The sequence below is a fragment of the Dyadobacter jejuensis genome, from assembly GCF_003149085.1.
Lineage (GTDB): Bacteria > Bacteroidota > Bacteroidia > Cytophagales > Spirosomataceae > Dyadobacter > Dyadobacter jejuensis.
The window spans coordinates 65,572-91,828 of record NZ_QGDT01000003.1 but is presented as its reverse complement, the minus strand read 5'-3'; the positions used below and the strand labels follow the sequence as shown (position 1 = coordinate 91,828).

General features: G+C 45.6%; 21 protein-coding genes. 12 read left to right on the top strand and 9 right to left on the bottom strand.

The annotated features are described in order from the left end of the window. Window positions 1–6: 6 nt before the first annotated feature. From CLV98_RS07170 to CLV98_RS07160, 3 genes are all read right to left on the bottom strand, one after another. Window positions 7–627, bottom strand: a complete 621-nt coding sequence (locus CLV98_RS07170) for a hypothetical protein (protein ID WP_109673645.1) — start codon at window positions 625–627, stop codon at window positions 7–9. Between the two features lie 86 nt (window positions 628–713). Beyond that, window positions 714–1,328 carry a Crp/Fnr family transcriptional regulator gene (locus CLV98_RS07165; RefSeq protein ID WP_109673644.1) on the bottom strand — a complete coding sequence of 205 codons (615 nt, stop codon included), beginning with the start codon at window positions 1,326–1,328 and terminating at the stop codon, window positions 714–716. Window positions 1,329–1,338: 10 nt separating this feature from the next. Then, window positions 1,339–4,431 (bottom strand): glycoside hydrolase family 2 TIM barrel-domain containing protein, encoded by a 3,093-nt coding sequence (locus CLV98_RS07160; RefSeq protein ID WP_211319993.1) that lies wholly within the window; start codon window positions 4,429–4,431, stop codon window positions 1,339–1,341. A gap of 509 nt (window positions 4,432–4,940) precedes the next feature. Between CLV98_RS07160 and CLV98_RS07155 the strand changes: the two genes are divergently transcribed. Together CLV98_RS07155 and CLV98_RS07150 are read left to right on the top strand one after the other, a co-directional pair. Continuing rightward, window positions 4,941–5,732, top strand: a complete 792-nt coding sequence (locus CLV98_RS07155; RefSeq protein ID WP_109673643.1) for an alpha/beta fold hydrolase — start codon at window positions 4,941–4,943, stop codon at window positions 5,730–5,732. Window positions 5,733–5,746: 14 nt separating this feature from the next. Continuing rightward, window positions 5,747–6,970: a PAS domain-containing sensor histidine kinase gene (locus CLV98_RS07150; RefSeq protein ID WP_158281213.1), complete on the top strand. Its 1,224-nt coding sequence runs from the start codon at window positions 5,747–5,749 to the stop codon at window positions 6,968–6,970. Here the strand turns inward: CLV98_RS07150 and CLV98_RS07145 are convergent. The 6 genes from CLV98_RS07145 to CLV98_RS07120 form a co-directional block, all read right to left on the bottom strand. Beyond that, entirely contained in the window at window positions 6,955–7,362 is a 408-nt protein-coding gene (locus tag CLV98_RS07145) for a response regulator (protein WP_109673641.1), read from the bottom strand. The two genes, CLV98_RS07150 and CLV98_RS07145, sit on opposite strands and share 16 nt — an antisense overlap. A 105-nt stretch (window positions 7,363–7,467) precedes the next feature. Beyond that, on the bottom strand, window positions 7,468–8,265 hold the full coding sequence (locus tag CLV98_RS07140; RefSeq protein ID WP_109673640.1) for a hypothetical protein: 798 nt from the start codon (window positions 8,263–8,265) through the stop codon (window positions 7,468–7,470). Between the two features lie 20 nt (window positions 8,266–8,285). Further along, window positions 8,286–9,029 (bottom strand): hypothetical protein, encoded by a 744-nt coding sequence (locus CLV98_RS07135; RefSeq protein ID WP_109673639.1) that lies wholly within the window; start codon window positions 9,027–9,029, stop codon window positions 8,286–8,288. Between the two features lie 236 nt (window positions 9,030–9,265). After that, window positions 9,266–10,465, bottom strand: a complete 1,200-nt coding sequence (locus CLV98_RS07130; RefSeq protein ID WP_109673638.1) for a glycoside hydrolase family 117 protein — start codon at window positions 10,463–10,465, stop codon at window positions 9,266–9,268. 81 nt (window positions 10,466–10,546) lie between these two features. Continuing rightward, window positions 10,547–11,647, bottom strand: coding sequence for a glycoside hydrolase family protein (locus CLV98_RS07125; RefSeq protein WP_109673637.1), 1,101 nt, complete (start codon window positions 11,645–11,647; stop codon window positions 10,547–10,549). A gap of 11 nt (window positions 11,648–11,658) precedes the next feature. Further along, the gene (locus CLV98_RS07120) at window positions 11,659–13,101 is read right to left on the bottom strand and encodes a sulfatase family protein (protein ID WP_146202241.1); all 1,443 of its coding nucleotides are present in this window, start codon (window positions 13,099–13,101) and stop codon (window positions 11,659–11,661) included. A 606-nt stretch (window positions 13,102–13,707) separates the two neighbouring features. On the opposite strand from CLV98_RS07120, the gene nuoB reads away from it, so the two are divergent. The 10 genes from nuoB (at window position 13,708) to CLV98_RS07065 (ending at window position 26,174) form a co-directional block, all read left to right on the top strand. Next, window positions 13,708–14,241: an NADH-quinone oxidoreductase subunit NuoB gene (nuoB, locus tag CLV98_RS07110; protein ID WP_109673634.1), complete on the top strand. Its 534-nt coding sequence runs from the start codon at window positions 13,708–13,710 to the stop codon at window positions 14,239–14,241. 4 nt (window positions 14,242–14,245) lie between these two features. Continuing rightward, on the top strand, window positions 14,246–14,770 hold the full coding sequence (locus CLV98_RS07105) for an NADH-quinone oxidoreductase subunit C (RefSeq protein ID WP_310588705.1): 525 nt from the start codon (window positions 14,246–14,248) through the stop codon (window positions 14,768–14,770). Window positions 14,771–14,893: 123 nt separating this feature from the next. Further along, window positions 14,894–16,576: a hypothetical protein gene (locus CLV98_RS07100; RefSeq protein ID WP_109673633.1), complete on the top strand. Its 1,683-nt coding sequence runs from the start codon at window positions 14,894–14,896 to the stop codon at window positions 16,574–16,576. A gap of 88 nt (window positions 16,577–16,664) precedes the next feature. Continuing rightward, on the top strand, window positions 16,665–18,506 hold the full coding sequence (locus CLV98_RS07095) for a BamA/TamA family outer membrane protein (RefSeq protein WP_109673632.1): 1,842 nt from the start codon (window positions 16,665–16,667) through the stop codon (window positions 18,504–18,506). A 303-nt stretch (window positions 18,507–18,809) separates the two neighbouring features. Beyond that, on the top strand, window positions 18,810–21,653 hold the full coding sequence (gene carB / locus CLV98_RS07090) for a carbamoyl-phosphate synthase large subunit (RefSeq protein ID WP_109673631.1): 2,844 nt from the start codon (window positions 18,810–18,812) through the stop codon (window positions 21,651–21,653). A gap of 221 nt (window positions 21,654–21,874) precedes the next feature. Then, window positions 21,875–22,666, top strand: a complete 792-nt coding sequence (locus CLV98_RS07085; protein WP_109673630.1) for a class I SAM-dependent methyltransferase — start codon at window positions 21,875–21,877, stop codon at window positions 22,664–22,666. 192 nt (window positions 22,667–22,858) lie between these two features. Beyond that, window positions 22,859–23,656, top strand: coding sequence for a sulfite exporter TauE/SafE family protein (locus CLV98_RS07080; RefSeq protein WP_109673629.1), 798 nt, complete (start codon window positions 22,859–22,861; stop codon window positions 23,654–23,656). A gap of 129 nt (window positions 23,657–23,785) precedes the next feature. Then, window positions 23,786–25,207: an MBL fold metallo-hydrolase gene (locus tag CLV98_RS07075; RefSeq protein WP_109673628.1), complete on the top strand. Its 1,422-nt coding sequence runs from the start codon at window positions 23,786–23,788 to the stop codon at window positions 25,205–25,207. Window positions 25,208–25,296: 89 nt separating this feature from the next. Then, window positions 25,297–25,605 carry a rhodanese-like domain-containing protein gene (locus CLV98_RS07070; protein ID WP_109674002.1) on the top strand — a complete coding sequence of 103 codons (309 nt, stop codon included), beginning with the start codon at window positions 25,297–25,299 and terminating at the stop codon, window positions 25,603–25,605. 5 nt (window positions 25,606–25,610) lie between these two features. Beyond that, entirely contained in the window at window positions 25,611–26,174 is a 564-nt protein-coding gene (locus tag CLV98_RS07065) for a YeeE/YedE family protein (RefSeq protein WP_109673627.1), read from the top strand. Window positions 26,175–26,257 lie beyond the last annotated feature (83 nt).

The following is a 26,257-nucleotide window of genomic DNA, read 5'->3' as shown; positions in this document are numbered from 1 at the left end:
CTCCCCCTAAAATTGAAACCCAATATGAAGGCCAGGTTCAAACAAAAAGTAGTTGGACCATTTGTCTTCCTTAGTTTCAAAATCCTCTGGCAAATTAGTATTGATAGGCCAATGGGTAAAAGCGACTGAGGGCTCGATAAAAATTCGATTTTTGGCCAGCTTAAATTGGTACCCTAGGCGCAACACCGTGAATAACTGAAAGCCATTTTGTATTTTCTTCTGTTCGGATGTGTAATACTGCTGGAAGAAAGGCGTAGCATGAACGGTAGTAAACATGCCCTTCCACAGAAAACGCTGATAAGCCAATCCAAGGCCTATAGAACGAACCGATCCAGGATAATTTTCCTCTTTATTTCCGTGAGAAGGCCCATAAGGAATACCTAAGGGCGCATGGTACTTCCAAGTGATGGCCTCTAGTATTAAGGCATCTTTGGGCGTAAAGCGATACCCAAAATTCAGCTGATAGAACGAAGGAGAATCCTCCATGCCGGCCATATTGAAGAGCATAAAGGCTGAACTGGAAACAAAGTGTTTTTTGAGCGTCGTTTCATTTTTATTGGGTTGGGCCCAATTGTCCCCTAAGGAGACGATCGCCAACAAGGCAGCCAGAAAAGTTTTTTGTATCATGGTTTCGTGTTTTATAATTAATAACACAAAACTATCCTGCTGGCATTTTACTCTCGTTGACTTTGGTTAAGAAACACCACCGTTCGTCAATGATGATGTGCCGAAAAGGCCTTCTGCATAATTCTTTTCCGAATTCGGCTCAGGGACTCCGGTTTAATCCCCAAATAACTGGCAATTTGATATTGAGGCACTCGATGGACCAGTCCAGGGTTCGTTTCCATAAGCTGCAGGTACCGTTGCTCGGGACTAGAAGTCTTATAGTTTACCATGGCCGTCTGTTGCTTCAGCAGGAGCTTTTCCGACAAAATACGACAAAGGGATTCAAATCGTGGAAACTTTTGAAACATATCCTCTTCCATGTCCTGAGTACCGACACTCACCAGGCTATCTTCCACGCAATCGATAAAGTACTCGGAAGCCTCATCGGTTTGGCTACATGCGGGCGACACGCCCTCTAGTTCAGTATAGAATTCCGTCGTTATTTCTTCAGCATCGTGGATATAATAGCTTCGCAGGCATCCCTTCAGTACAAAGTAAGTCTCTTTAGAATACGCCCCTTCCTTGAGTAGCACTTCGCCTTTTTTATATTCCCTAAACAAATTCAAGCCTTCCAAGGAACTCTTTTCTTCAGAAGTAAGCGGCATATACTGTTCTATATACTCGATAAGGGCATTTTTCCCACTTTCTTTTGATGTTTCCATGATCGCATTTTTATTTTATCAGAACTTCGTCTATCAACACCCCCGTATCGTCCAAGGTGGTAATACGAATCGTATTGGCTCCTCTTCCTAAATGTACGAGTACTTTGGTTTTCGTCCACTCCCCACCCCAGTGGTTGGTACTCGGCAGAAGCAACTGTTCCTTTACCACCTTTCCGTTGACAGTAAGGCGTACTAATGAGCCAGTGCTCGTCTTACCGCTATGACGAATATACAAATCGGCGTCAAAGGCTCCTCCATCATTTTCTTGATACCATTCTATAAAGGCCCCCTTTTTCTTTTCAAACCGAAGGTATGCCTTCCCGTTAAAGTCTTTGCCATTGGTGGCAATCGTGGCCCCGTCAAATTTGGCATTTTCGGCCTGCTCCCCCTCTACCCGGTGGATGGCCTGGAGGTCATTCCACACGAACCCTTCATCTTCCGCGAACCGCTCCTCCATATATTGCAATTTCTTTCCATCTACCATCACCAAGGCCTTGACCGTGGTCCCTAATTTTACTTCAAATGGGCCCTGGTACTCGTTGGCCTGTGGAGTTGGAATGCTTCCATCGAGGGTATAAAAGACGTTGATATCCATTTCGGGCACTTTACCACGTAACGACAATAACCGGGTATCGATAGATACTCTATTGGAAGTAATTTGCTTTTTTTCACCTAGTATCGCACTGGCTAGCAAGGTAACGGCTCCCCGCTCTTCGGAGGATTCTATATAAGCTCTTGTCAATCCATAGAAAGCATTTCGACTGACCGCCTCAAAATGCTTTTCTACATCAACCGGGCTGCCATTATCCAGAGCCTTCACTTTGGCTGGACCGAATACATGAAAATAAGTCCGAGTCTCCCCATATGGATAAGGGACATCGGCCTCGTCGGTGGTGGTAACCCGCACCTGTACCAAGTCGGCTCCTGAGGGTGCCAACGGGAGGCCGTCGACCGATAGTGCTATCTTTGCCGGGGCTAGGGCAGTCGCTCTCACATCTTCAGAAACCGCTTTACCATTCTTATAACCTACCGCTTTAATTTTCCCCGGATGCCAGGGTACTAGCCATTGGACCTGCATCTGATCCCAGGCTGCACCTGGCTTTTTCTTTCCCAAGGATTTGCCGTCCAAAAACAGTTCTACTTCCTCGCAATTAGAATAAACCCAGACGGGGATCTCGGTACCCTCTACTACCTTGGGGTGGGTCCAGTGTGGCAGTATATGCAGCATGGGCCTATTGGTCCATTGACTCTGATAAAGATAAAACAAATCTTTTTCGAAGTTGGCCATATCGATAGCCCCACCCATAAAGGATTTGAAAGGCCAACCACCATGTACATAGCCTGCCTCTCCGATATAATCGTGCCCGGTCCAGCGAAATGAGCCAGCATATTGAGGGATGTCGCGAATCTGCGCTATGTTATGCCTGGCTGTAAGGCGGACGGTGGCGTTATCGTAGCTCGAATTGAAGATCTGTTTTCGGTTCCCTCTTTCCTCATCCCGAACCCAGTCATGAGAAAAAACCTCCTTTTGGGTTAAATCCGGAATCTCATAAGGCTTTTGTTTATCATTAGGATAACCATCCCGATACCAGGTTTTGGTTCGATAATAACCGCGTACCTGCCAAGTATGGGTATTTTCCGTGCCTATAAATACCCGATCTGTTTCCATAGTATCAAAAAACCCCATTTTTTCACTGTGCCCATTTACCCCTAAAACATCCATAAATTCGGAACCCGAATGTCCTGAAGTGACGGACCTAGTGGCATCCAGCGAATGGCAAAGTGCTACTATATCCTGGCCTACCGCCCCACCGGTTTCATTGCCCACGCTATAGATCACTACCGAGGGGTGGTTGCGGTCCCGTTTGATCCAATCGGTAAGGTCGCGCTTCCACCATTGCTCAAAGAAACGTGCGCCATAATCTTCAGCAGCCTTTTTCTTCCAGCCATCGAACACCTCATCCATGACGAGCATTCCGAGTTCGTCGCAAAGGTCATAAAAAACTGGTGTCTGTGGATTATGCGTCGTTCTAATGGCATTCACGCCCATTCTTTTAAGCTGCTCGATTCGAAAACGAAGTATTTTGTCGGGAACGGCGGCACCTAAAGCCCCAGCATCTTGATGATTACAAACTCCTTGTAGTTTGACATTCTTTCCGTTAAGCCACATCCCCGATTCAGGCTTCCATTCGATGTCACGTATTCCAAATTTGGTTTCCACACGGTCCTTCAGTGTCTTGCCTTCATATACTTCGCTCACTGCCATGTATAAATTGGGCGATTCTAACGACCAGCGTTGTGCTGTAGGCAACACCATGGTTTGAGCAACTGTCTGAGTTTCTTGTGCCACCAGGTTCAGAATATTATCGGTTCTGCTCAACACCTTACCGTCAGGGTCCACTATGGTGGTCCGAACGATCAATTCTTTACTTTGAGTCCCCTTGTTTCTTACGTCGGTGTCCACCATCACCGTCGAGCCAGCGGAAAATCCTTCGCGTGAACCTTGCGTACGAACGAATACACCCCCATCGCGGGGGATATGGATTGGATCAGTAATATCGATCCAGGTATGTGCATATATTCCGCTGCCGGTATACCATCGGGCCGAGGGTTGCTTGTCATTATCGACTCGAACGGCAAAAGTAATGTATTCGGCTTTTTGGGCGATGGCGCTGAGGTCGTACCGGAACGAGGACCATCCGTAGGGTCGGGTACCGAGCTTAACACCGTTGGCCCATACCGTACTATTCATAAACACCCCGTCGAAGGCGATAGAGACTTCTTTTCCTTTCCAAGATTTCGGAACGGGTATGGTCTTGCGGTACCAACCGAACCCAGCCGGAAGATACCCGCATTGTGCACCCATCGGATTGGCTTGGTCGTATTCCCCTTCTATACTCCAATCGTGGGGGACATTCAAGGTTCGCCATGCCCCATCGGCATAGTCTGGACTTTCGGCTCCCGCCACATCACCCAACAAAAACTTCCAATTCTTGTCAAAATTGAGGTGTTGCTGAGCAAAGAGCTGAATGGATAAAAATACGAACCACAGGGTCATGGTCTTTCGGCCATTCCACATATCGACCAATCGCTTAAAATTCATTATTTATTCGAAGTAATATTTTTGAGAGGTTTAGCTTTAACGATACCCTTTTAGGCACCATTCATAAAGTACCCCATAAGCACCCCTTGTCAAGGATATACTATTCTGCAAGTTAACTACTTCTGATTATTTAACTCCATTTTTCAAGTCTCTAACTATAAATATCCTCCCTTAGACGTTATCACGGCTGGTTGGCACTTCTGTTTGAAATAGACTATTGGTAGCCAGGTATTCCCCTACAGCGATTATAGCCCCGGAGGCTCGTGGGTCATTCATATAAACAAAACCATTGGCCTAATTGGATGAATTTTATCCTGCAGAACGGCCAAGTGGATTTCAGAAAAATTAGCTAACCGAAGTTTGAGAGGGTCCTTCCAAAATCGTCCCAGGCATTTGTGGTAGATCTACCATTTAAATAATATATTGGACCTCAAAATAATTGGAGACCGACAATTCTCATCGTTTTATAGATTATTTTAGATATTATTGATGAAAAAAATTGATAACCAATGACCATTCGTACCAGAAATAACGTCAACATTAAAGGCCATGGGACTAAGCCGATGATTTTTGCCCATGGTTTTGGCTGCGGCCAGGCCATGTGGCGTGAAGTATGGCCCGCCTTCGAAAAAGACTATCAGATTATCCTTTTCGACTATGTGGGAAGTGGACACTCCGATATAAATGCCTACAATTCGGAGCGTTATGCTAGCCTAAATGGATATGCTATGGATCTACTGGAAGTCATGCAAGAGCTAAACCTTAAGGATGCCGTATTCGTAGGGCATTCGGTGAGTTGTATGGTTGGCATTCTCGCTTCCATTAAGTATCCAGAATATTTCGAGAGCCTCGTTCTTATCGGCCCTTCGGCCCGGTATATTAACGATGCGGAATATGTAGGTGGCTTCGAAGAGGCAGATATTCAGGAACTATTGACTACCATGGAGAAAAATTATATTGGCTGGGCCAATTACCTAGCACCGGCCATCATGGGCAATCCCGACCAACCCGAGCTGGGCCAGGAACTGACGGAGAGTTTCTGCTCTACAGACCCGGTAGTCGCCCGCCAGTTTGCCGAGGTGACTTTTTTGTCCGACAACCGAGCCGACTTACAAAAAGTCCGCCATCGATCCTTGGTACTTCAATGTGCAGAAGATCTGATTGCCCCCCTTCCGGTAGGCCAATATATTAAGGAACATATAGACCAATGCTCGTTCCAGTTGATGAAGGCCACCGGCCACTGTCCTCATCTAAGCGCCCCGGAAGAGACCATCCGGCTAATGAAAGATTTTTTAGCTTAACTCCTTTGACGTCCTTGCTACTACCTCAACAAATTTTAGACGATCTACCCTCTGGTTGTATTACCTTCGACAAGGATGGGATCATTCATTATGTCAATCCATTTATTTGCCAGCTATTGGAGCAGTCGAGCGACGATTTATGTTCAAAAAACTTAAACTCCATTCTCACCGTGGCCAGTGGCATTTTCTATCAAACTCATTTCTTCCCCTTGCTAAAACTAAAGGGTGAGGTCAATGAAATATTCATGACCTTAAAGGCAAAAAATGGAAGTAGAATCCCGGTTATGGTCAATGCCAAGGCCAGTGGAAACGATAGTCAACTCATTTACATAGGACTATTTTCGACCGTTTGGGAGCGCCAGAAATACGAGCAGGCACTTTTGGATGCTACAAAAGCTCAGAAAAAGGCCATCGAGGAAAATGCTGTTTTGATTCAATTAAAAAAAGAACTCGAAATCAATCAGCAACGACTGGACCGTAACCTAGCCATGGTAAATGATCGGAATGCCGAATACCTCCAAATTGGGAAGGTACTCACCCATGATATGCAGGAGCCCATCCGGAAAATATACTTTTATTTAGAAACTTTAAAAAATAACCTAAGTAGCCATCAGATTCAAGAAAACAATAGTTCTATAGTCATTCTGAACAAATCTGTAACCCGACTACAACGACTTACCAATGCCTTGCTCGACTTCGTCAGTACGGCATCCAAGGAAGAGCCGTATGCTCAGCTAGCCGCCGCCCCACTTTTACAACAGGCCGCTAAGGAGGTACAAGAAGAACTTGGAATCGACGACTTGCTCTTAGAGGTATCCCCTATTCCAGAATTTTGGGGTAAGGCCAGCCAGATAAGAAGGGTGTTTTTTGAAATAATCAAAAACGCAGTCATTCACAACGATCCCACCCTACCATTGGTGATGAAGGTCAATGCGGTTATCATAGCTGAAAACGCTTACCGGGTAACAGCCGGCAAATACCAGTTCACCGACCATGTCCAAATAGAACTTAGGGACGATGGTGTGGGTTTTGACAGTCAATATGAACAGTATGTGTTTGGTTTATTAAACAAACTACGCGTAAATCCAGATGCGCTAGGGATTGGACTCACCCTGTGCCGCCAAATAGTGGCTGCCCACCAGGGACAAATCAAAATACAGTCCACACCTTTAATGGGGAGTAAGGTGACCATTACCATACCTATAAAACCGCCACAGGATTTTTACAACGAAAACTGAAAGAACTCCTTGATTTCCTTAGCAAGTTGTTCTATGCCGGCCATCGAACTCGGTTTAACACAGTATTTTACGGCACCTACCTCGATCACCTTTTGTATGATGTCGGGGCTAGCGGCGGTCGAGAGCACCAAAACTGGTAACTGCGGCCCTACAGGCATCGTATTAAGTTGTGTAAGCACCTCCAAGCCACTCATCCGGGGCATGTTCAAATCCATTAGTACCAGTACCGTCCCTTCGGGTAGGGTCGGATTTTCCATCTTTTTAATAAAATCGTAGCCGTTGGTAAACTCAACGATCTCAACCTGCTCCATTTGACTTTCAACAGCCTCTCGAAGGATCAAACGATCGTCGTCGTCGTCATCAACCAGATATATTAAGTTTTGATTTACCATTTGGCAAAGTTACGCCTTATATTGCATTTTGTACTACATGGGTTATCGATCAATTACTCTATTATATCCTAGGCGGGACCTTCCAGGCGGGACCTTCATTTGTTTTTAATCCCAGGCTTGTATTTCAAAGGCATTGAACCAAATCGCCTTTTTATCTGGAGCAACAAACCGGATAGATATAGGACTATGTCCATCGCTATAAATCATTATTTTTGACATTCCGGGCCATGGACCTTCTATAGTCCCCCCATCGGTAACCCGTATCTGATGAACTTGGATGTTTCTATTCGCATCTGTAAAATGAACTTCCAAATCTTTGGCATAAGCCCAACTAGGCAGCTTCAGGCTTTTTAGTTTCTCCCGGTTGGGATCCATATCGTTGGTATTGGGCTGGGGAGCATGGTGGAAGCTGGTGAACTTATATTGTCCTGTGGGAACTCCCGTAAGTTCAAGCACCAACCCCTGATCATCGATGGCAGCCACTCCCTCTCCAAAAGCATAGCCATATTTACCTTTCACATTCATTTCTCCTAGGCTACGAAGTATTCCATGAGCCGATGCAGGGGCGATTTTGGCTTTAAATCCACCAAAGGTATCAAACTGTTTTTCAGAGGCTCCTTCGTCGTTGGCCACCCAACTCACCCAGTCGAACTGGGGCAACTGTCCTTCTCCGCCTATGTCGACCCGAATACGAGCCAAATCGCGGATTGGCAAGGCACCGTCTAGCTTATCCGTTTTTGGGGCCATGGTATACAACTCCAAAACATTGCTCATCATTCCATTCACCTCCGCCTGTACCGTCACCCTGCCCGGCTCTGTGCCGGCCCTGACGAGGATGGGTGCTTTTCCACTCCAAAGCCCTATCGGAAATGTTTGGAGGGGTAGTTTGGGAATAAATTTCATCCTACAGGGCCCCGCCCCTGTCAATGAAAATGCCAAGGACGCTGTTGCTTCCTCGGAAATATGGTGAGTCCAATTTGCCAATACAGCTGATCGGGCTTGAAAGCCGGCAAGTCCGAGACCCTTACGTCCTGACCTCGCCAATCTCCCTTCCGAAAAAGAGCCAAATGATAATTCGCTTTGGTACTGATATACATCCTATCAGCGAAGCCTTCTTTCAGATAAATCTTATAATCGACCCCTAGCCCAGCATTAATATTGATATTGGCCGAGTAAAGCTTGGCAGGTTGGTAGGAGGAAGCATTCTGGGCAATCTGCCCCAAAGAGGCTTTCTGGTTGTTTTTAACCATCATTCTATAGAGCATCAGATCGTACCCTATAGGGAGCAATACGTTCCATTTTCTCGTATTGAGTAATTTGGGCCCCGCCATCACCCCAATACCTATGCCACCAAAATAGCCCTTCGTATCGTCCCGATCCTTGGTATAATTGGTGCTATTCATCAGGATCAAACGGTTTTCGACAAACCACCGCTCCCCTTCAAACCGCTTGGCCAATACGATGGCGGCCATTAGGGATTCGAAAGGCTTAATACCTTCCTGATTCATTTTGTCGCGAATAGCGCTGAAACTGGAATTAGATAATAGGCCAAACTCACCATAAAGGGTCATGCCCGTATGAATACGTCGGGCAGTGCTGTCGGGATCGGCCATAAGGCCATGAATACTACCGAAAGTTAAAAAAAGTAATAACAGTAAATTTCTCATAATTCCTATCAATTTGGTTGTACGGTTGCGACTCTATTTTATAAATAGACATAAATATCTAAAGATCATGCCTCTCCACAAGGTTTTACTTTACCTCCCTTCAATTTACAAAAATCTTAGGTCAATACCCTAGATATCTAACGGCACCCGCTCCCCCTCTTTCAAGCTATCATGAATGACTCCCCACCCTTCAGTCCTATAGGATGGGAGGGCAACCCAATGGCCCTTTATCCAAATCACTTGGCCCTCCGAAGGACCTTTAGGAGCTTATCATTAAAGTTAAAGCGTTCAAGAAAATTGTAGTTCTGGGTATTAATTTCATGGCTAATGCCCCATTCTGGCAATTGATCTCTATTTTTTTCGTCCGAAAAATCGGCCCTATACATCCCAGCTGCAATGGGAACGGGATCAACCTCTGCCACGACTTTGAAATTAATTCCATCCTTCGACATCTGAATCGTATTGCACTCGGGCCCTTGGGTGACCATTGCAAACACCCCACCATTGTACTGCCATATGATGCACTCATGCCCTCCGATAATGACCGGGTTGCTGGGTGATTTCGTATACGGACCCATCGGATTGTCGGCTATGGCGACACCCCAACCTATGGGAATTCCTCCTTCCTTATTGACCCAATCTTTCAAATCTCCGTCCGAGAATCTACGGTCGTCACCTCGGAAATAGCGACTTTTATAGTACAAATAATACTTTCCATCCCTAACCAATAGGCTAGGATCGTGGCATACCAAGGCATCCCAAGCTCCTTTCTTGATAATAGGACCTTTGGGGTAGTCGCCAGGGTCACCATATGGGCCTGGCGACAATACCGGCTCTGTAACCCTATGCCAAGGCCCGTCGGGAGAGTCGGCATAAGACATGCCAATTTGTGTCCACTTAAAGTCGCCAAGATCTGAGTCCTCTAAGCCTGAGGCCGTTTGGTAAAACAAATAATAACGTCCCTTGTCGACCATGATATTAGGTGTAAAGACACTTCGGGCATCGAAGCTCCCTGGTTTGCCCCTGTCCACGGCCATTCCTATCTCGTTCCAATGAACCCCATCGAGGGAGGTCGCGTGCCAGACCGTCGACAAATCCCAAGGAAAAGCCCTTAGCGTATCATTAGCCTGAGCCAGCCCTACTCTAAGGGGTCCGCCTTCGGCGCGGGTATACCATAAATGATAGCGATCCCCAATTTTAATAATATCGGAAGGGTCGCGACGAATCACGCCAGGGGTGTAGCCTAGTCCCTCGGCCTCTGTGAAGGTAAAGCCGCCGTCGGCATCGGAAGGCTTCTTACTGCTCCACTGAGCACCATGCTGCTTTTCAAATCGTTTCAAGGCCTCACTCTTCTGAGCATGGGCATACCCCAATAAGCCTATCGAGAGCATGGTGACCAGCCCACAAAACCTATATTTTACAAAAAACTGAAGCATATTATATCCAATAAACTGATGATTTAATTTTAGGACACCTTTCTAAGGCATGGGGAGCCCACCGCGTCGGCTCTCTATGTTTCAAAACTTATTGGGGTCTATCTTCAGTACGGATGCTGTGGACTTACCATATTCTCCACCCATGACAGCCAAAAACAAATAAGTTGGTCTTCCATTTTCAATTAAAACTTGTGGTCTTTCAAATCTTTCAATTTTTTCTTCTTGAAAGTAAGCAGTACTCATCCGGTACCCAAGCTTGGGTTTGGACCAGTCGAGCCCATCGGCCGACTCTAGTATAAGCCCTACATGTGGATGCAGAACGCCCATATCCCGCATGACCATATAGTACTTTTCTTGATACCTAAATATAAAGGCATCTTCGACTTGCTTTTTCAAGTCAGCAAAGGTTACAATAGGATTTTTCGCGTACCGCTGGTAGGGCCCCTCAATATTCTTGGCTATGGCCACCCCCATCTTACGCATATTGTCATTGTTTTTGTCCCAGGACTTATAATAAAGCCAGAACTCCCCATTGGGCTGTTGCAATAAGGCAGGGTTAACGGTAATAAAGCTATCCCAATCCTTAGGATCGGCACTGACATCCAAGATGGGCCCTTCCCCTACCCTTTCGAAAGGACCATTAATATCGTCGGCTAGGGCCAGGCCTATCCGCTGGGTAGATGCCCGGGCATCGGTTGTAAGGTCGAGACCATTGAGATTGTTACCTATATAAAATAGAGCGTATTTATCTCCTACCTTTTGGAAAGTAGAATTATGAATGGTATGCGCATCCCAGTGGTCGTCACCACGCCCCTTCAGCACCGTTCCCACCACAGTATAGGGCCCCTCTGGCCTATCAGCCACTGCATGTGCGATTTCACTATCGGTTAACCAATTCTTGTGTTCCCCTCTCCACCTAGAAAAGAAAACATGTATTTTGCCATCTTCTGTTTTAATCGGTGAAGCCCCCCAAACATTCCAATCGGGGTGGCCCAATATCCGTTTCCCTTGGCCCAAAGACTCACTAAACCTAGACTCTACAGCTCCCGCGGGCACACCATTCGGGGTGTTTTGATGCAACGTCGCCCCCTCTTTGGCCGCTCCGCTTTTACTGGCTGTGCCAGCACATCCTTGCAGCCAGTAGGTGGCACCTAAGAAAAGGATTAAAATGATATGTTTCATAGCCTATAACTTTAGGGGTGCTTTAATGGGTCATTATTATTAATCATACGCTGAGACAAGCGTTTGTCAAGCGTTTTTATTTGTGCGATTATCCTTTTGTCTGTCGAATGTATCAAATTGATATGTTCCTGAGGATCGGATTCCAAATCATAAAACTCGTCTCTTTCTGGATTCAAAAAATCACGGATTAGCTTGTACTTATTGGTTCGGTACATGCGCATTTGTGTTTTGGACTGATGCTTGGTGGTATAGACTGCAAAGAGGTCCTCATCCCAACGCTGTCCGGAGCTTTTCCCTAACAAAAACTGGTTAAAACTCTTCCCTCTAATGGTATCTTGAAGGGGGATGGTGACCCCTACCATATCTAAGATAGTCGGATACCAATCGATATTAGCAACGGTATGGTTCAATACAGTGCCGGGTTGAATTTTCCCTGGCCAGCGAATCATTGCCGGTACTCTCAAGGAATTATCGTAAAGATTGGGACGCTGATCGACGGGGATATTGGGGTTAGGAGAGGCTACTGGGTGGTTGAGCAGCCAATGTCCATTCCCCTTATGCCATATTCCATTATGGCCCATGTTATAGCCATGGTCCGACGTAAATATGAGGATGGTATTCTCGGCCAACCCCAAGGAGTCAAGTCTATTTAAGAGCCTTCCCAGGTTCCTATCTACACACTTTACACTAGAGAGATAGTCTCTCATCATGCTTTTGGTCCGTGCGGTATCCAAATCTGGAAAATTCGGTTCTGGGATGGAGATGTTTTTACTTTTGAAAGGTGCGGCATCTTCAGGCCGTACCGGAAGCCAGTTGGTATGCGGAGCCCTAAAATGCAAAGAAAGGGCGAAAGGACTGGATTGGTGATTGTCCACAAATTCTAGAGCCAAGTCGGTCAGTAAATCCTCGGTCAATCCATTCATCTGCTGCGATTCCCCCTTTATTTCGAAAATAGGATTTTCCGTTTTGGTTCCTCCTTCTCTAAAACCCGAAAACTCTTGATAACCCAACACGGTTGGATGTGACTCGTCCAAAGAACCTAAATGCCACTTACCAATAAGTCCTGTATGATATCCGGCCTTTGCAAGGGCCTTGGGCCAGGTCGGCAGGGCTGCATCGATCCCCAACCCAGGTTCTATCCCAGTTAAGGAGCGTCCCTTCTCATTGATCCAGTCGTCTATGCCAAGTTCATAACCATAGCGGGAAGTTAGCAAACTGGCTCGGGAAGGGCTGCATACGGGAGTTACCACGAAAGCATTGGACAGATATACCCCTTCCTGGGCAATGCGATCCATATTGGGCGTGATGGCCTGGGAGCCTTGGTACTGGCCCTGAGCCCACGCGGCTTGGTCGTCGGTAAGGATAAATATAATATTAGGGCGCTTTTGACCGTGGCTCTGTGCCGCCAAAAGCAGGCATAAAACGAGCACTAAATAAACTTTACGCAGAGGCATATTATGGAATAATTTAACAAATTCTTCGAACTGCAATATTACATGGATTTACTTCTTCAGAATGGAATAAATAAGCCAAAACCAATACTATTTATTCATTTTAATAGTTATCACGTCCTAAACCTAGTCAAAAAGGCGTTCTATTAACGCTCATCGCACTATTTGGGAATATTCTGTTGGAAATATTTGAACGATCCATATGCCACCTCGGGATGAACACTTCCAACGTCGTGTAATACCCCCCAGCCGACACTCTTGGAATACCCTTACAACTTCCTCATCGACATCAACAAGCTCCAAGGCCTTATCATGAAAAATTCAATACACAAATTTTCGGCAAGGGTTAACATTAAATTAGGAAGGGAAGCCCTCGACATCCCTACTAATTGGGCCTGTTGGATGGGAAGACCCGTTTTTACCGTTTTGTTTACTAAATTTGCCCTAATGCCCAGCTAGAATTAAAACAACCCGCTATAGATTGACTGATGGCCTCTAAAGGACTTAATCGCCATACGGTTGTACGCTCATCGCGTTATAAGTGGAATTAATTCACTTCGGGGGGAGTTTTGAAAGTCGGCATTTTAAAATTTGGATAAAGGTATTTAGATGACTGAACACATAAAAACAGGTGATGGTGGTATTATTATCACCAATTCGGAGGACCTTATGAACTGGGCACGCCTCTCTTCTTTGTGGCCAATGGGCTTTGGATTGGCTTGTTGTGCCATAGAAATGATGGCAGCCTATGCTTCTAATTATGACCTCGAGCGCTTTGGGATTATGCCTCGGCCCTCTCCAAGGCAGTCCGATGTGATGATCGTTGCCGGGACGGTAACCTTTAAAATGGCCGATAGAATTAGGCGGTTATACGAGCAAATGCCCGAACCACGCTATGTTATTTCTATGGGGAGTTGTTCCAATTGTGGTGGCCCCTATTGGGAACATGGCTACCATGTAGTAAAAGGGGTGGACCGCATTATCCCCGTCGATGTGTATGTTCCGGGCTGTCCGCCAAGGCCAGAGGCATTAATTGGAGGTTTTATGAAGCTTCAAGAAAAAATACGTACCGAACACCCCCTGGCCCCTGAAGTATTTATGGAAATGCAAGCCGCCCACCAAGAAATAGGCATTCAAGCGTAATAATATGAGTATGGTTTTTGAAGAGATTAAAAAAGTAATATCCGAAGCATTTTCAGAGGAAATCGTAACCTTTAGCGAAGAAGGCCTACAACCTGCTATCCTGGTCGACCCCCGCTCCATCGTAAGGGTATGCGAATTCTTATTTACGGATTCGAGATTGTATTTCGATTTTCTGGCCTGTTTAACCGGAATTGACAATGGTCCGGTCAAAGGCACCATGGAGGTCGTATACCATCTAGTCTCCATCCCTTATGGCCATAAGCTCGTCATAAAAACTACCCTCGATAGGCTACCCACCGATGCGTCGTTGCCTACCATCCCTTCAGTCAGCGAAATATGGAAGACGGCCGATTGGCATGAAAGGGAGGCCTATGACTTATTGGGGATTTATTTCAGCGGACACCCCGACCTTCGTCGTATCCTATTGCCAGAAGATTGGGAAGGCCATCCGCTGCGCAAAGACTATCAGGCTCAAGACAAATACCATGGCATTTCGGTTCGCTATGAAGATGGCAATAAGCTATCGTAGATCCCCAAAGCTGGGCTTGGCATGACTCTTTAATAACCCTAGTACAGCTACAGAACTGACTAATAATACACTTCATATAGCAATTCCTGTTATATTTAAAGCGAATATTAACATACCACTCGCATGAAATATCAATTCTTAATTTCACTGTGTTTCCTTTTTTCTAGCCACTTACCAGTCCAATCTCAGCCCGATAGCGTTTATATCGAAGGGCAAATAAAGAATCTGAACGGTAGGCTTTACCGACAAAACTCTGCAGTTACCTTTTTTAGAAATAATATATTACAACCCTCTACCGAACTGATCAGTAGGGCGCCTCTAGAAGCCGATGGTAGCTTCAAAGTGGCCCTTCCATTAAATTTTCCAACAGAAGAGTTCTATTTGGAATATGGTCCCCTTGCCAATACTACGTTTTTGGGTACCAAAGGAAAGTTAAACGTCACCTTTGATGCCGACTCAATGGGCCTGTCAGATAAGCTCTTCTACTTTGGTGGCTCCTTGGCTGCAGCCAATAATTCGCTAAAGGCTTATCTGGTCGCCGAAGGAAAGGCCTTTGAGAAAAATAAGTCCTTAGGAGCGGATTTCTTCGATAACTTTTGGTACAAATCCATGCCTCAAGCTACGGCTGCGCTTGACGCCCGTCAACAATTCCGCATGGAAGTACTGGCCGAATATAGTCGTCATAACTTGATGGACCCTAACCTACGGCAGTGGATTACGACCAAGGCCCAGGTCGAAAAGGAGGTGATCTGGATGGATTATTTACGGTCCAACGACCTTGATATTGGCTTGAGCACGATTAATCAAAACACGATTAATGAAGCGCCTTTGACCGCTGAAAAGGTAACATTAGCGGGGAAATATTCCCTTTACGCTCATTTGAAAATGGAATATCTGGCTTACCAAAACCCGGGATCCAGAGCCTCCTTACCCGTTAAGACCATGGCCGAGCTCATCAAAAACTATAATACCGATTTGAATTCAGAGGAAAATCAGCGACTTTCTGGAATCATCCAAGGGGGAGTAACCGACCAGAGGGAGATCAACTTCCTAAGTCAGCTGTTTGCCCGTAACGAGGTGGCCCTAAACACCCTTTTCGATTACGAACGTGAGAGCCGTTTATATTCTGAAAACTTACCGGAGAATATGACCGATTTTTTGAAAGCCAATTACCTTACCAACCGTTTTACCGGTTTTTCACTAAGCCAAAAACGGCTACTTGGCCAGCATATACTGCAGGACCTTAAACAAGACAAATTCAAAAACTCCCTAAGAGAACTGCTCGCCCTCGAGCTACATGACAGCCTTAACATTCGCAAATTTACAGACTACCGGTCCAATCAAATCAAACCTGCTGAAGTGGTACCAGGTTTTTGGATGAGCCGTTCACAGGAAGGAGGAGCCTCCTGGATGAAAAAACTACTAGCCGAACTTAAAGGAGAAACAATCTACCTGGCCAAATGGAACATCACCGATTCGAAGAGCTTGGAAGAATTGTCCTATATGACGAACCTAGAAAACAACTTACCCGAAAATACGGTAATCCTGTATGTTCACCTGAGCGATATGGAGCCCGAAACGGACCGAAGTGCTTTGGCCAAGCAATATGTGATCCGTCATAACTTAAAGGGTATTCATGTATTTATTGACAACAACCAAATGATTGACCTCCTGCTAAAGTTCAATCCACTTGAGCCAGGCACTTTCGCCATCATTAATCCTAAGGGCAAATATCAAACCCGAAACGCCCCGTCCCCACAACGGCTCGATGAACTGCTAAAGATGCTTCAGGCAGCTAACCGGTAATGAATCAGCCAACCGGCTTGTGGCTCCACACGAACCCCACCCGTATTTCCGTTAATATCGGGTACTTTATTCCTTCGTTCTACAGCCTATGATCCGATACGTATTTTTTCTTGTGATGTACACTTCCTTGGCCATGGCGCAGGTTACCGACACCCTGCCGGAACGCGCTATAAACAAGGATAGTATACGTTACACGAATTTAAAAATGCGTATGTCCAAAACTAAATTTTCGCGGGCCGTTTATCGGTTACTATTTAGGGATGTATACAACCAAGGCCAGGTATCGGAGGTTAAAGAAATAGAGACCAATCCCTTTACCCCGTATGAAGGGATGATCATCAATCATATTATTGTCAAACAACTCAATATACTGGGGCAGTCGGTGTATGATACCGCTCGAACGGGCAATCAGCTAGAACGTTTCCTAAGCAAAAGCATGCATACCAATACCCGAGAAGGTATTATCCGCCGCTCGTTATTGTTATTTGAAGAGGGAGACGAAATTAGAGCCCAAGTTTTTAAAGACAATGAGCGACTTTTACGCGCCAACAAGCTCATAGTCGATGCCAGGATCGAGGTAATACCCCGTAAAGACGTGACCTGGCAGGCCGATGTGATGGTCATTATCCAAGATGCCTGGTCGCTGAATTTTTCGGGGTCATTTAGCAATTTCAATAAATTTGGCGTAGGTCTCGATAATATTAACGTGAGTGGTACTACCCATTCGCAGCTGACGGCCATCCGCTGGAATGGCCTCGACACCCTCAATAAGTTTCAGTTTAGGACCATATATACGGTACCTTATATTGGGAAGACGTTTATCACCGGCCAGGCCCGTTTTATCTATGAAAATGACCTCAAGGAAAAGTCCATCCGTTTTAACCGATCATTTTTAACCAACGAAACAAAATATGCAGGTGCCCTAGAAGCTGGAATTATTAAAAATCGCCAGTATAAAAGGGAGGTCGATGACCCCAGTAAGGAGATCCGATTTAGTACCTCCTACAATTATTATGATTTCTGGATAGGCCGCTCTTTTCGTTTTCCTTTCGAAAACAAAATATTCAACAAAAACTCTCGATTTATTACCGCCTTTAGGTACAATAAGTATGATTACATAGAGCGGCCTGAAGTTGGTCCTAACCTCAACAGAATCTATTGGGATAAGAGCGCCACCCTACTGAGTTTGGGATACTCCAACCGTAATTATAAGCGGGACGTTTTAATCTATGGTTTTGGACGTACGGAAGATGTACCCGTCGGAAACCTGCTTTCGATTACCTTCGGAAGAGAGTCGACCGAATTTGGGGATCGGGGCTACAGTGGGATACAATTTGCCAAAGGACTCTACTTACCTCAGAAAATGGGTTACCTATATGGATTATTCAATTATGGCAGCTATTACAAGAGCGGTCTGGCCCAGCAAGGAGTGATTAGCGGGCAAGTAAATTACTTTAGCCCACTAATTCCCTTTAAATACAGCTTCTTTAGACAATTCATCACCATGAAATACACCAATGGCTATCACCGCGACCCGCTCGACTATATTAATATCAGTGGAAATCAGGGCATACGGGGTATCAACAGTGATGAGTTGATAGGGACGAAAAAATTCACCCTAGGCCTTGAAACGGTATTTTTCTCCGATAAAAGTATTCTTGGCTTTAGGATAGCCTATTTCGTTTTTGCCGATCTAGGCCTGGTAGATGGCCCCAAGTCTTTATGGAACGGTCCTTTATACCAAGGCTATGGTTTGGGCTTCCGCTTTAAGAATGAAAATCTTACCTTTAATACCTTTCAGCTTCGAATTGGTTATTATCCTAATATTCCGAATAATACCACCTTATGGCGATTTGCAGCCGACGGAAACACCCCCCTTCGGCTTCGCGACTTCGACATCTCCGCTCCTTCTATTGTTCCATTTCAATAAAAAAGGAAGCACACTACCGAGGTGAGTAGTCCTGCCTGCCATGGGCAGCCCTCAGAGAAAGTCAAGATTAACGACCTGGCTTCCCAACACCGGACCTAAGCGCCGACATCTATCGAAAAAGAACGCCTATTATTCAAGGCTTTACAAATTAAAACTTCAAAATCCGATAAAAACAGTTCCATTTTCGATAATGTAAATTAACTTTGTGGAATTTTTGGACCTAACCCTAAAATCGCCCATTGATATAGGAAGGAATAGGCCAAAAAATAAATAAAATCATAATTCTTCAAAAATTAAATTACTGTGCCCAAAAATCCGAATATCAAATCCGTTCTCATTATCGGTTCAGGTCCCATCATCATTGGTCAGGCATGTGAATTTGACTATTCAGGTTCGCAGGCGGCCCGATCATTGCGAGAAGAGGGTATTGAAGTGGTGTTGATTAACTCCAACCCGGCGACGATCATGACCGACCCCATCAGTGCGGATCATGTGTATCTAAAACCCTTGGAGAAAAAATCCATCGTAGAAATCCTTGAAAAGCATAGGGAAATGGGTAGGCCCATCGATGCGGTATTACCGACCATGGGCGGCCAGACGGCGCTGAATCTTGCCATCGATGCAGACAAGGCAGGAATTTGGAAAAAATACAATGTCGACATCATTGGGGTCGACATCAAGGCGATAGAAACCACCGAAGATCGGGAGAAATTTAGGTTAAAGATGATCGAATTGGGCGTGAATGTATGCAAAGGCCGTACAGCACGCTCTTTTTTGGAAGGAAAAGAGATAGCACAGGAAATAGGATTTCCTTTGGTGATACGCCCCTCCTTTACCCTTGGTGGAACGGGTGGTGGATTCGTACATACCGAAGCAGAATTTGACAAGGCCCTAAATAATGGTCTACACGCCTCCCCAGTTCATGAGGTATTGGTAGAACAAAGTGCCTTGGGTTGGAAAGAATACGAATTAGAATTACTTCGCGACAGCAAGGGTAACTTTATCATCATTTGTTCTATCGAAAACTTCGATCCCATGGGCGTGCACACGGGCGATAGTATCACGGTAGCACCAGCGATGACCTTGCCCGACACCCTCTACCAGCAAATGCGTGACCTTTCCCGCAAAATGATGGATGGTATCGGCCAGTTTGCAGGAGGATGTAATGTTCAATTCTCAGTCAACCCGGCTGACGATCAGATCATTGCCATTGAGATTAACCCCCGGGTGTCACGATCGTCGGCTTTGGCCTCGAAGGCTACCGGTTACCCTATCGCCAAGATAGCCGCCAAAATGGCCATCGGGTACGATTTGGATGAGTTAATGAACCCCATTACCGGCACTACTTCGGCATTTTTTGAGCCAAGTATCGACTACGTGATTGTAAAAGTACCTCGCTGGAACTTCGATAAATTCCAAGGATCGGATCGTTCTCTAGGCTTACAAATGAAGTCGGTTGGTGAGGCCATGGGAATCGGAAGAAACTTCCAAGAAGCCCTCCAAAAGGCCTGCCAGTCACTTGAAATCAGGAGAAATGGCCTCGGTGCCGACGGCCGGGAACTAAGAGACCAAGAGCAACTCAAATACAGCCTAGAGCACCCGAGCTGGGATAGACTCTTCCATATCTATGACGCTTTCAAGATTGGACTTTCCTTTAAGACCATACAAACCCTGACGAAAATAGACCCCTGGTTCCTTCGTCAGATAGAGGAACTCATTGAGCTTGAACATCAGATTGAGAAATTTGAACTCGACGAACTTCCCAAGGAACTTCTATTAAGTGCCAAACAGAAAGGGTATGCCGACCGTCAGATTGCACACCTTTTAGGCACCAAAGAGAGCAAGGTATATGACCGTCGGAAAGCTTTAGGAATTAAGCGGGTCTACAAATGTGTAGATACTTGTGCCGCCGAATTCGAAGCCAAGACCCCCTATTACTACTCTACCTTTAATTCGTCGCAGGAAACCCCTGATAACGAGTCGATCGTATCGGACAAAAAGAAAGTGGTGGTGCTCGGCTCAGGGCCCAACCGGATTGGCCAAGGGATAGAATTTGACTATTCCTGTGTTCATGGGGTACTTGCAGCCAAAGAGTCTGGCTACGAAACCATCATGATCAACTGTAACCCTGAGACGGTCTCTACCGATCCTGATATTTCGGACAAGCTTTATTTTGAGCCTGTATTCTGGGAGCATGTGTTCGATATTATCGAACATGAAAAGCCAGAAGGGGTTATTGTACAGCTGGGTGGCCAAACCGCCTTGAAAATGGCCGAAAAGCTGGTAAAATACGGTATTAAAATTATAGGTACCAGCTACGACTCCCTCGACTGGGCCGAAGACCGGGGTCGCTTCTCTTCTCTACTCGAGGAGCTGGGCATTCCCTACCCTAAGTTTGGTACCGTAAGGACTTCGGATGCCGCCGTCGAATTGTCGCGCAGCCTTGGCTTCCCCTTGCTCGTTCGCCCGAGCTACGTACTGGGTGGGCAAAGCATGAAGATTGTCATTAACGAGAAGGAACTCGAGCAACATGTGGTTAAGATCCTTCACGATATTCCTGACAATAACATCCTTCTCGATCACTTCCTCGAAGGGGCCTTAGAAGCAGAGGCCGATGCCATTTGTGACGGGGAAGATTCCTACATCATAGGGGTAATGGAACATATCGAACCTGCCGGTATTCACTCTGGGGACTCTCATGCGGCGCTACCCCACTTCGACCTCACCGACGACGAAGTAAGGCAAATTGAGGAGCATACCAAAAAAATTGCCAAAGCCATGAGTGTTAAAGGGCTTATCAATGTGCAGTTTGCGGTTAAAAACGGAGTGGTGTACGTCATCGAAGCTAACCCTAGAGCCTCTAGAACGGTACCTTTCATTTGTAAAGCATACCAAGAACCGTATGTCAATTACGCGACCAAATTGATGCTAGGAGCTAAAAAGGTATCCGACTTTAACTTTAAACCAGTTAAAAAGGGATGGGCTATCAAAATACCCGTATTCTCTTTCAATAAATTCCCGAATGTCAATAAGGAACTTGGACCAGAGATGAAGTCTACCGGAGAGGCTATTTACTTTATAGACGATCTGCAAGACGATTTCTTCCAGAAAATTTATGGAGAAAGGAATCTGTATCTTAGCCGTTAGGCCCTATTGAAAGCAATTTACGTCGAAAACCCGGGTCATAAGCCCGGGTTTTCAGCGTTTATAAGCTACCCATCAGCTTTCCAGTGTGGGGCATAATGGTACTGGGCAGTTACTTTTGGAGGGGAGGTCGACTCGCACCAAAATAATTTACCATTTCTACAGACTAGTAAATATCCATAATTTGCTTATTATTGTTATAATTACACGACATTAATAAGCCTATGACTTCTCTAACCGACGATTTAAAGTTATACTTGGGTGTATTAAAAAGAGTGACCACCATCATGACGGTAGGGTTGCTCTCCCCCCACAGCCGGGAAAGACTACTGGCTATTTACAACCTGGAACAGGCGAAAAACGGACTTCCAGAGACTCCCCAAGACCCCTATATTATTCCTAAAACCGACGTTTTTGAAATCCTCCATTTGGGAAATGCCGAATATGAAGGGGTGTATGAATGCGGATTTGGCCATACCACCGAGTTTGAGCTGAAGGTGATCAGTAATTTGGTAAAAGAGCGAAACCCGCAACGAATTTTTGAATTAGGGACTTTCCTGGGCCGAACCACCCTCAATATGGCCTTGAACTCCAGCCATGACACGCAGATCATCACCCTGGACTTACCCGCCAATCAGGTAGACTCCACTGAAATGGAAATCGAACTTGGTGAAATCAGGTATGTAAAAAAAGAGGTATCTGGTGAAAGATTCCTGGGCCATCCAGCTCAATCCAAGATTACTCAGCTGTATGGGGACTCGGCCACTTTCGATTTTTCAGACCTAGAGCATTCCATAGACTTTGCCTTTATAGATGGCTCTCACGCCTACGACTATGTGCTCAACGACAGCCAAAAAGTACTTTCCTTAATGCGGCCTGGAGGGCTGATCCTTTGGCACGACTATACCAATTGGGCAGGGGTAAGATCGGCTCTTAACCTATTGTATGAAAGTGACCCCAATTTCAAGAATATCAAACATATTGGAGGTACCAGTATTGCCATGCTAGAAGTATAGCTCGCACACCCTCATGATGGCAACAAAGTTAGCCCCTAGGCCTGTGACCAAAGTTAACCGCACAGGACATCGAGACAGACTGGCTCGGTTAACTATCTACTGTAATTTTTAAAAAATAAACGGCTATGTGACAAATGTTACCATTTGCCTCTTTTCCTATGAGGATCTTTGTACTATATCAATAACAGTACAATGGAAATTTTAGGTTATATCGCTTCTTTATTTATAGGTATTTCTCTAGGGCTTATCGGTGGTGGTGGTTCCATCCTTACCGTACCTGTCTTGGTTTACCTATTGGGGGTTGGGCCGGTTCAGGCCACCGCCTATTCTTTATTTATCGTGGGTCTTACCAGTTTGGTAGGTGCATTTCCAAAATACCGGCAGGGGTTAGTAGATCTTAAAACGGCCGTTATTTTCGGATTACCGGCTATTGCTTCGGTCTATGCCACCCGCAAATTTATCGTTCCCGCCATACCACATCATCTTTTTTCTCTGGGCAATCTCGAAATCACCAAATCCGTATTTATTATGGTACTTTTTGCCTTGCTCATGCTGGCGGCATCTATATCGATGATCCGGGAGAAAAAAGAGGAAACCGGAATCAGCGAACAAAAAATGACCTACAACTTCCCCCTCATCCTTTTAGAAGGGGCTTTAGTGGGGGTACTCACGGGCTTGGTCGGTGCTGGAGGAGGATTTCTTATTATTCCAGCCCTGGTATTACTCAGCAAGTTGCCTATAAAAATGGCCGTAGGCACCTCCTTACTTATCATTGGGGCCAAATCCCTTATTGGCTTCACCGGCGACTTAGCCAATTCGAATATGAACTGGACTTTGCTGGCCGTTGTTACTTCACTCGCTATGATAGGATTTTTCCTTGGCAATGGGCTCTCAAAAAGAGTCTCTGCTCAGAAGCTAAAAGGTGGGTTTGGATGGTTTGTACTGGCCATGGCCGTGTATATATTAATCAACGAGATCTTTTTGCAATAAACCTCTCAGGCATCGCCCATAAATGGTAAAAAAATAAAGGGTCTTGTGACTAAAATCACCAACCCTGTCCTGATTCTTTAGGACCTTTGAACTGAAATTAAGTACAACTCGAAATAAAAAAGATAAGTCATGCAAATAGAACAAATATATACCGGTTGTCTGGCACAAGGTGCCTACTATATCGAAAGCAATGGAGAAGCCGTAGTAATTGATCCCCTTAGAGAAGTGGAGCCCTATATTCAGCGGGCAGAAAAAGATGGTGCTAAAATAAAATATGTGTTAGAAACTCATTTTCACGCCGATTTCGTTTCGGGTCATATAGACCTAGCCGATAAAACCGGCGCCCAGATCGTTTTTGGGCCTACCGCCCAGCCTGGATTTGAGGCCTTGGTTGCAACCGATGGTCAAAAGCTACAGGTAGGTGAGCTAACCTTTGAAGTGGTGCACACCCCTGGGCATACCATGGAAAGTACTTGTTATTTGCTTAGAGACGCCTCCCAAAAAGAACTGGCTATTTTTACGGGTGACACCCTATTTATAGGCGACGTAGGACGGCCTGATCTGGCCCAAAAGCTGGTGAAGGACCTAACACAAGAAATACTCGCCAGCCATCTTTACGAGTCATTAAGAAACAAAATTATGCCACTTCCCAACGATGTAATCGTATATCCGGCTCATGGAGCGGGCAGTGCTTGTGGAAAGAATATGAGCAAAGAAACTTCCGACACCCTCGGCCACCAAAAGGAAACCAATTATGCCCTAAGAGCCGACATGACTAAGGAAGAGTTTATTAAGGAGGTAACAGACGGCCTGGCTCCACCACCGGCTTACTTCCCCGAAAACGTGATGATGAATATACAGGGCTACGAAAGCATCGACACCGTCTTGGATCGAGGAAGTAGAGCCTTGACCCCTGAGGCCTTCGAAAAAATGGCCAACGAAACCGATGCCCTATTGCTCGACACCCGAGACGCCCAAACCTTTGCCGCTGGCTTTATCCCCAACTCCATCAATATAGGTATCGATGGTAGCTTCGCTCCTTGGGTGGGTGCTTTGATCCCCGACATCAAACAAAAAATACTGCTGATTACCGACCCTGACCGGGAAGAAGAAGTAGTGACCCGTTTGGCTCGGGTAGGCTATGACCATACCATTGGATACCTAAAAGGTGGATTTGACGCCTGGGTGGCAGATGGTAAAGAACAAGACACCATCGAGTCCATTGAAGCGACGGAATTGGCCGCTCGATTAAAAGATGAACCAGACGCCCAACTACTCGATGTACGTAAAGCCAGCGAACATTTTTCTGAACATGTGTTAGACTCCAATAATATTCCATTGGATTATCTAAACGACCACCTTGCAGAATTAGATAAAAACAACACCTATTATGTGCATTGTGCCGGGGGATACCGGTCCATGATCTTCAACTCTATACTCAAGGCCAGGGGGTTCGATCACCTCGTAGACATACAAGGGGGCTTTGCGGCCATCAAAAACGCGGAAGAATTGCCCGTAAGTGCTTACGTTTGTCCTAGCACGATGTTGTAAAAAACTCCTTGGAGAGGGACGGTGGTGGATCATAACGAGCCACCGTTCCAGTAATAAAACCATACTTCTCACCTTAAATGAATAAAATAATGGGATTTTTCAGTTCCCTTTTCAGTAAGGACACGACCGACTATGCCGCGTTAGTAGCCCAGCAAGCCCTAATCATCGATGTCCGGTCGCCTCAAGAGTTTGCTACAGGACATATTCCAGGCAGTGAAAACATGCCTTTGAACAGACTTTCCACGTATATCGCCGGACTAAAAGCCAAAAATAAGGTCGTTATCACCTGTTGCGCCAGCGGAACAAGGAGCGGAATGGCTACAAAAGTATTAGCGAAAGCCGGCATAGACGTCTATAACGGAGGCTCTTGGAAGACTTTACAACGGAAAATTAACTAATAATCATGCTTGAATTCTTAAAACAACCCTGGCCGTGGTACGTGGCCGGACCAATTATAGGACTTACCGTCCCCGCTTTACTTTTATTAGGAAATAAGTCTTTCGGCATATCTTCTTCTTTAAGGCATGTATGCGCCATGTGCGTCCCCGCCAATATTCCATTTTTTAATTATAACTGGAAAAAAGAGGTTTGGAATCTATTTTTTGTCTTTGGCATCTTTTTAGGAGGCATTATTGCGGCCACTCTTTTGGCCAACCCCGAACCTGTGGCTGTTCATCCGGAGCTGGCTAAGGAGCTCGCCACCTATGGGATTACCAATTACGATTCTCTTATCCCGACTCAAATCATGAATTGGGGGCAGCTTTTTACCCTTAAAGGGTTCCTACTGATCGTAGTAGGTGGATTTATGGTGGGTTTTGGAACCCGTTATGCTGGTGGCTGTACGAGTGGTCATGCTATTATGGGAATCTCTAATCTTCAATTGCCATCCCTTATCGCAACTATTTGCTTTATGCTGGGAGGCTTCGTGATGTCCAACTGGCTATTGCCCATCATCCTATCCTTATAATGGGGGTGGCTAGGTTTAATAAAACGACTTATCAATAGAAAATTATTTTTGAATGAATACCAATTTCACCACTACGCCCGAGC

Coding starts and splice junctions, on each gene's coding strand:
- CLV98_RS07170 (WP_109673645.1), bottom strand. CDS start 627: ATGATACAAAAAACTTTTCTGGCTGCCTTGTTGGCGATCGTCTCCTTA.
- CLV98_RS07165 (WP_109673644.1), bottom strand. CDS start 1,328: ATGGAAACATCAAAAGAAAGTGGGAAAAATGCCCTTATCGAGTATATA.
- CLV98_RS07160 (WP_211319993.1), bottom strand. CDS start 4,431: ATGAATTTTAAGCGATTGGTCGATATGTGGAATGGCCGAAAGACCATG.
- CLV98_RS07155 (WP_109673643.1), top strand. CDS start 4,941: ATGACCATTCGTACCAGAAATAACGTCAACATTAAAGGCCATGGGACT.
- CLV98_RS07145 (WP_109673641.1), bottom strand. CDS start 7,362: ATGGTAAATCAAAACTTAATATATCTGGTTGATGACGACGACGACGAT.
- CLV98_RS07140 (WP_109673640.1), bottom strand. CDS start 8,265: ATGAAATTTATTCCCAAACTACCCCTCCAAACATTTCCGATAGGGCTT.
- CLV98_RS07135 (WP_109673639.1), bottom strand. CDS start 9,029: ATGAGAAATTTACTGTTATTACTTTTTTTAACTTTCGGTAGTATTCAT.
- CLV98_RS07130 (WP_109673638.1), bottom strand. CDS start 10,465: ATGCTTCAGTTTTTTGTAAAATATAGGTTTTGTGGGCTGGTCACCATG.
- CLV98_RS07125 (WP_109673637.1), bottom strand. CDS start 11,647: ATGAAACATATCATTTTAATCCTTTTCTTAGGTGCCACCTACTGGCTG.
- CLV98_RS07120 (WP_146202241.1), bottom strand. CDS start 13,101: ATGCCTCTGCGTAAAGTTTATTTAGTGCTCGTTTTATGCCTGCTTTTG.
- nuoB (WP_109673634.1), top strand. CDS start 13,708: ATGACTGAACACATAAAAACAGGTGATGGTGGTATTATTATCACCAAT.
- CLV98_RS07105 (WP_310588705.1), top strand. CDS start 14,246: ATGAGTATGGTTTTTGAAGAGATTAAAAAAGTAATATCCGAAGCATTT.
- CLV98_RS07100 (WP_109673633.1), top strand. CDS start 14,894: ATGAAATATCAATTCTTAATTTCACTGTGTTTCCTTTTTTCTAGCCAC.
- CLV98_RS07095 (WP_109673632.1), top strand. CDS start 16,665: ATGATCCGATACGTATTTTTTCTTGTGATGTACACTTCCTTGGCCATG.
- CLV98_RS07085 (WP_109673630.1), top strand. CDS start 21,875: ATGACTTCTCTAACCGACGATTTAAAGTTATACTTGGGTGTATTAAAA.
- CLV98_RS07080 (WP_109673629.1), top strand. CDS start 22,859: ATGGAAATTTTAGGTTATATCGCTTCTTTATTTATAGGTATTTCTCTA.
- CLV98_RS07075 (WP_109673628.1), top strand. CDS start 23,786: ATGCAAATAGAACAAATATATACCGGTTGTCTGGCACAAGGTGCCTAC.
- CLV98_RS07070 (WP_109674002.1), top strand. CDS start 25,297: ATGGGATTTTTCAGTTCCCTTTTCAGTAAGGACACGACCGACTATGCC.
- CLV98_RS07065 (WP_109673627.1), top strand. CDS start 25,611: ATGCTTGAATTCTTAAAACAACCCTGGCCGTGGTACGTGGCCGGACCA.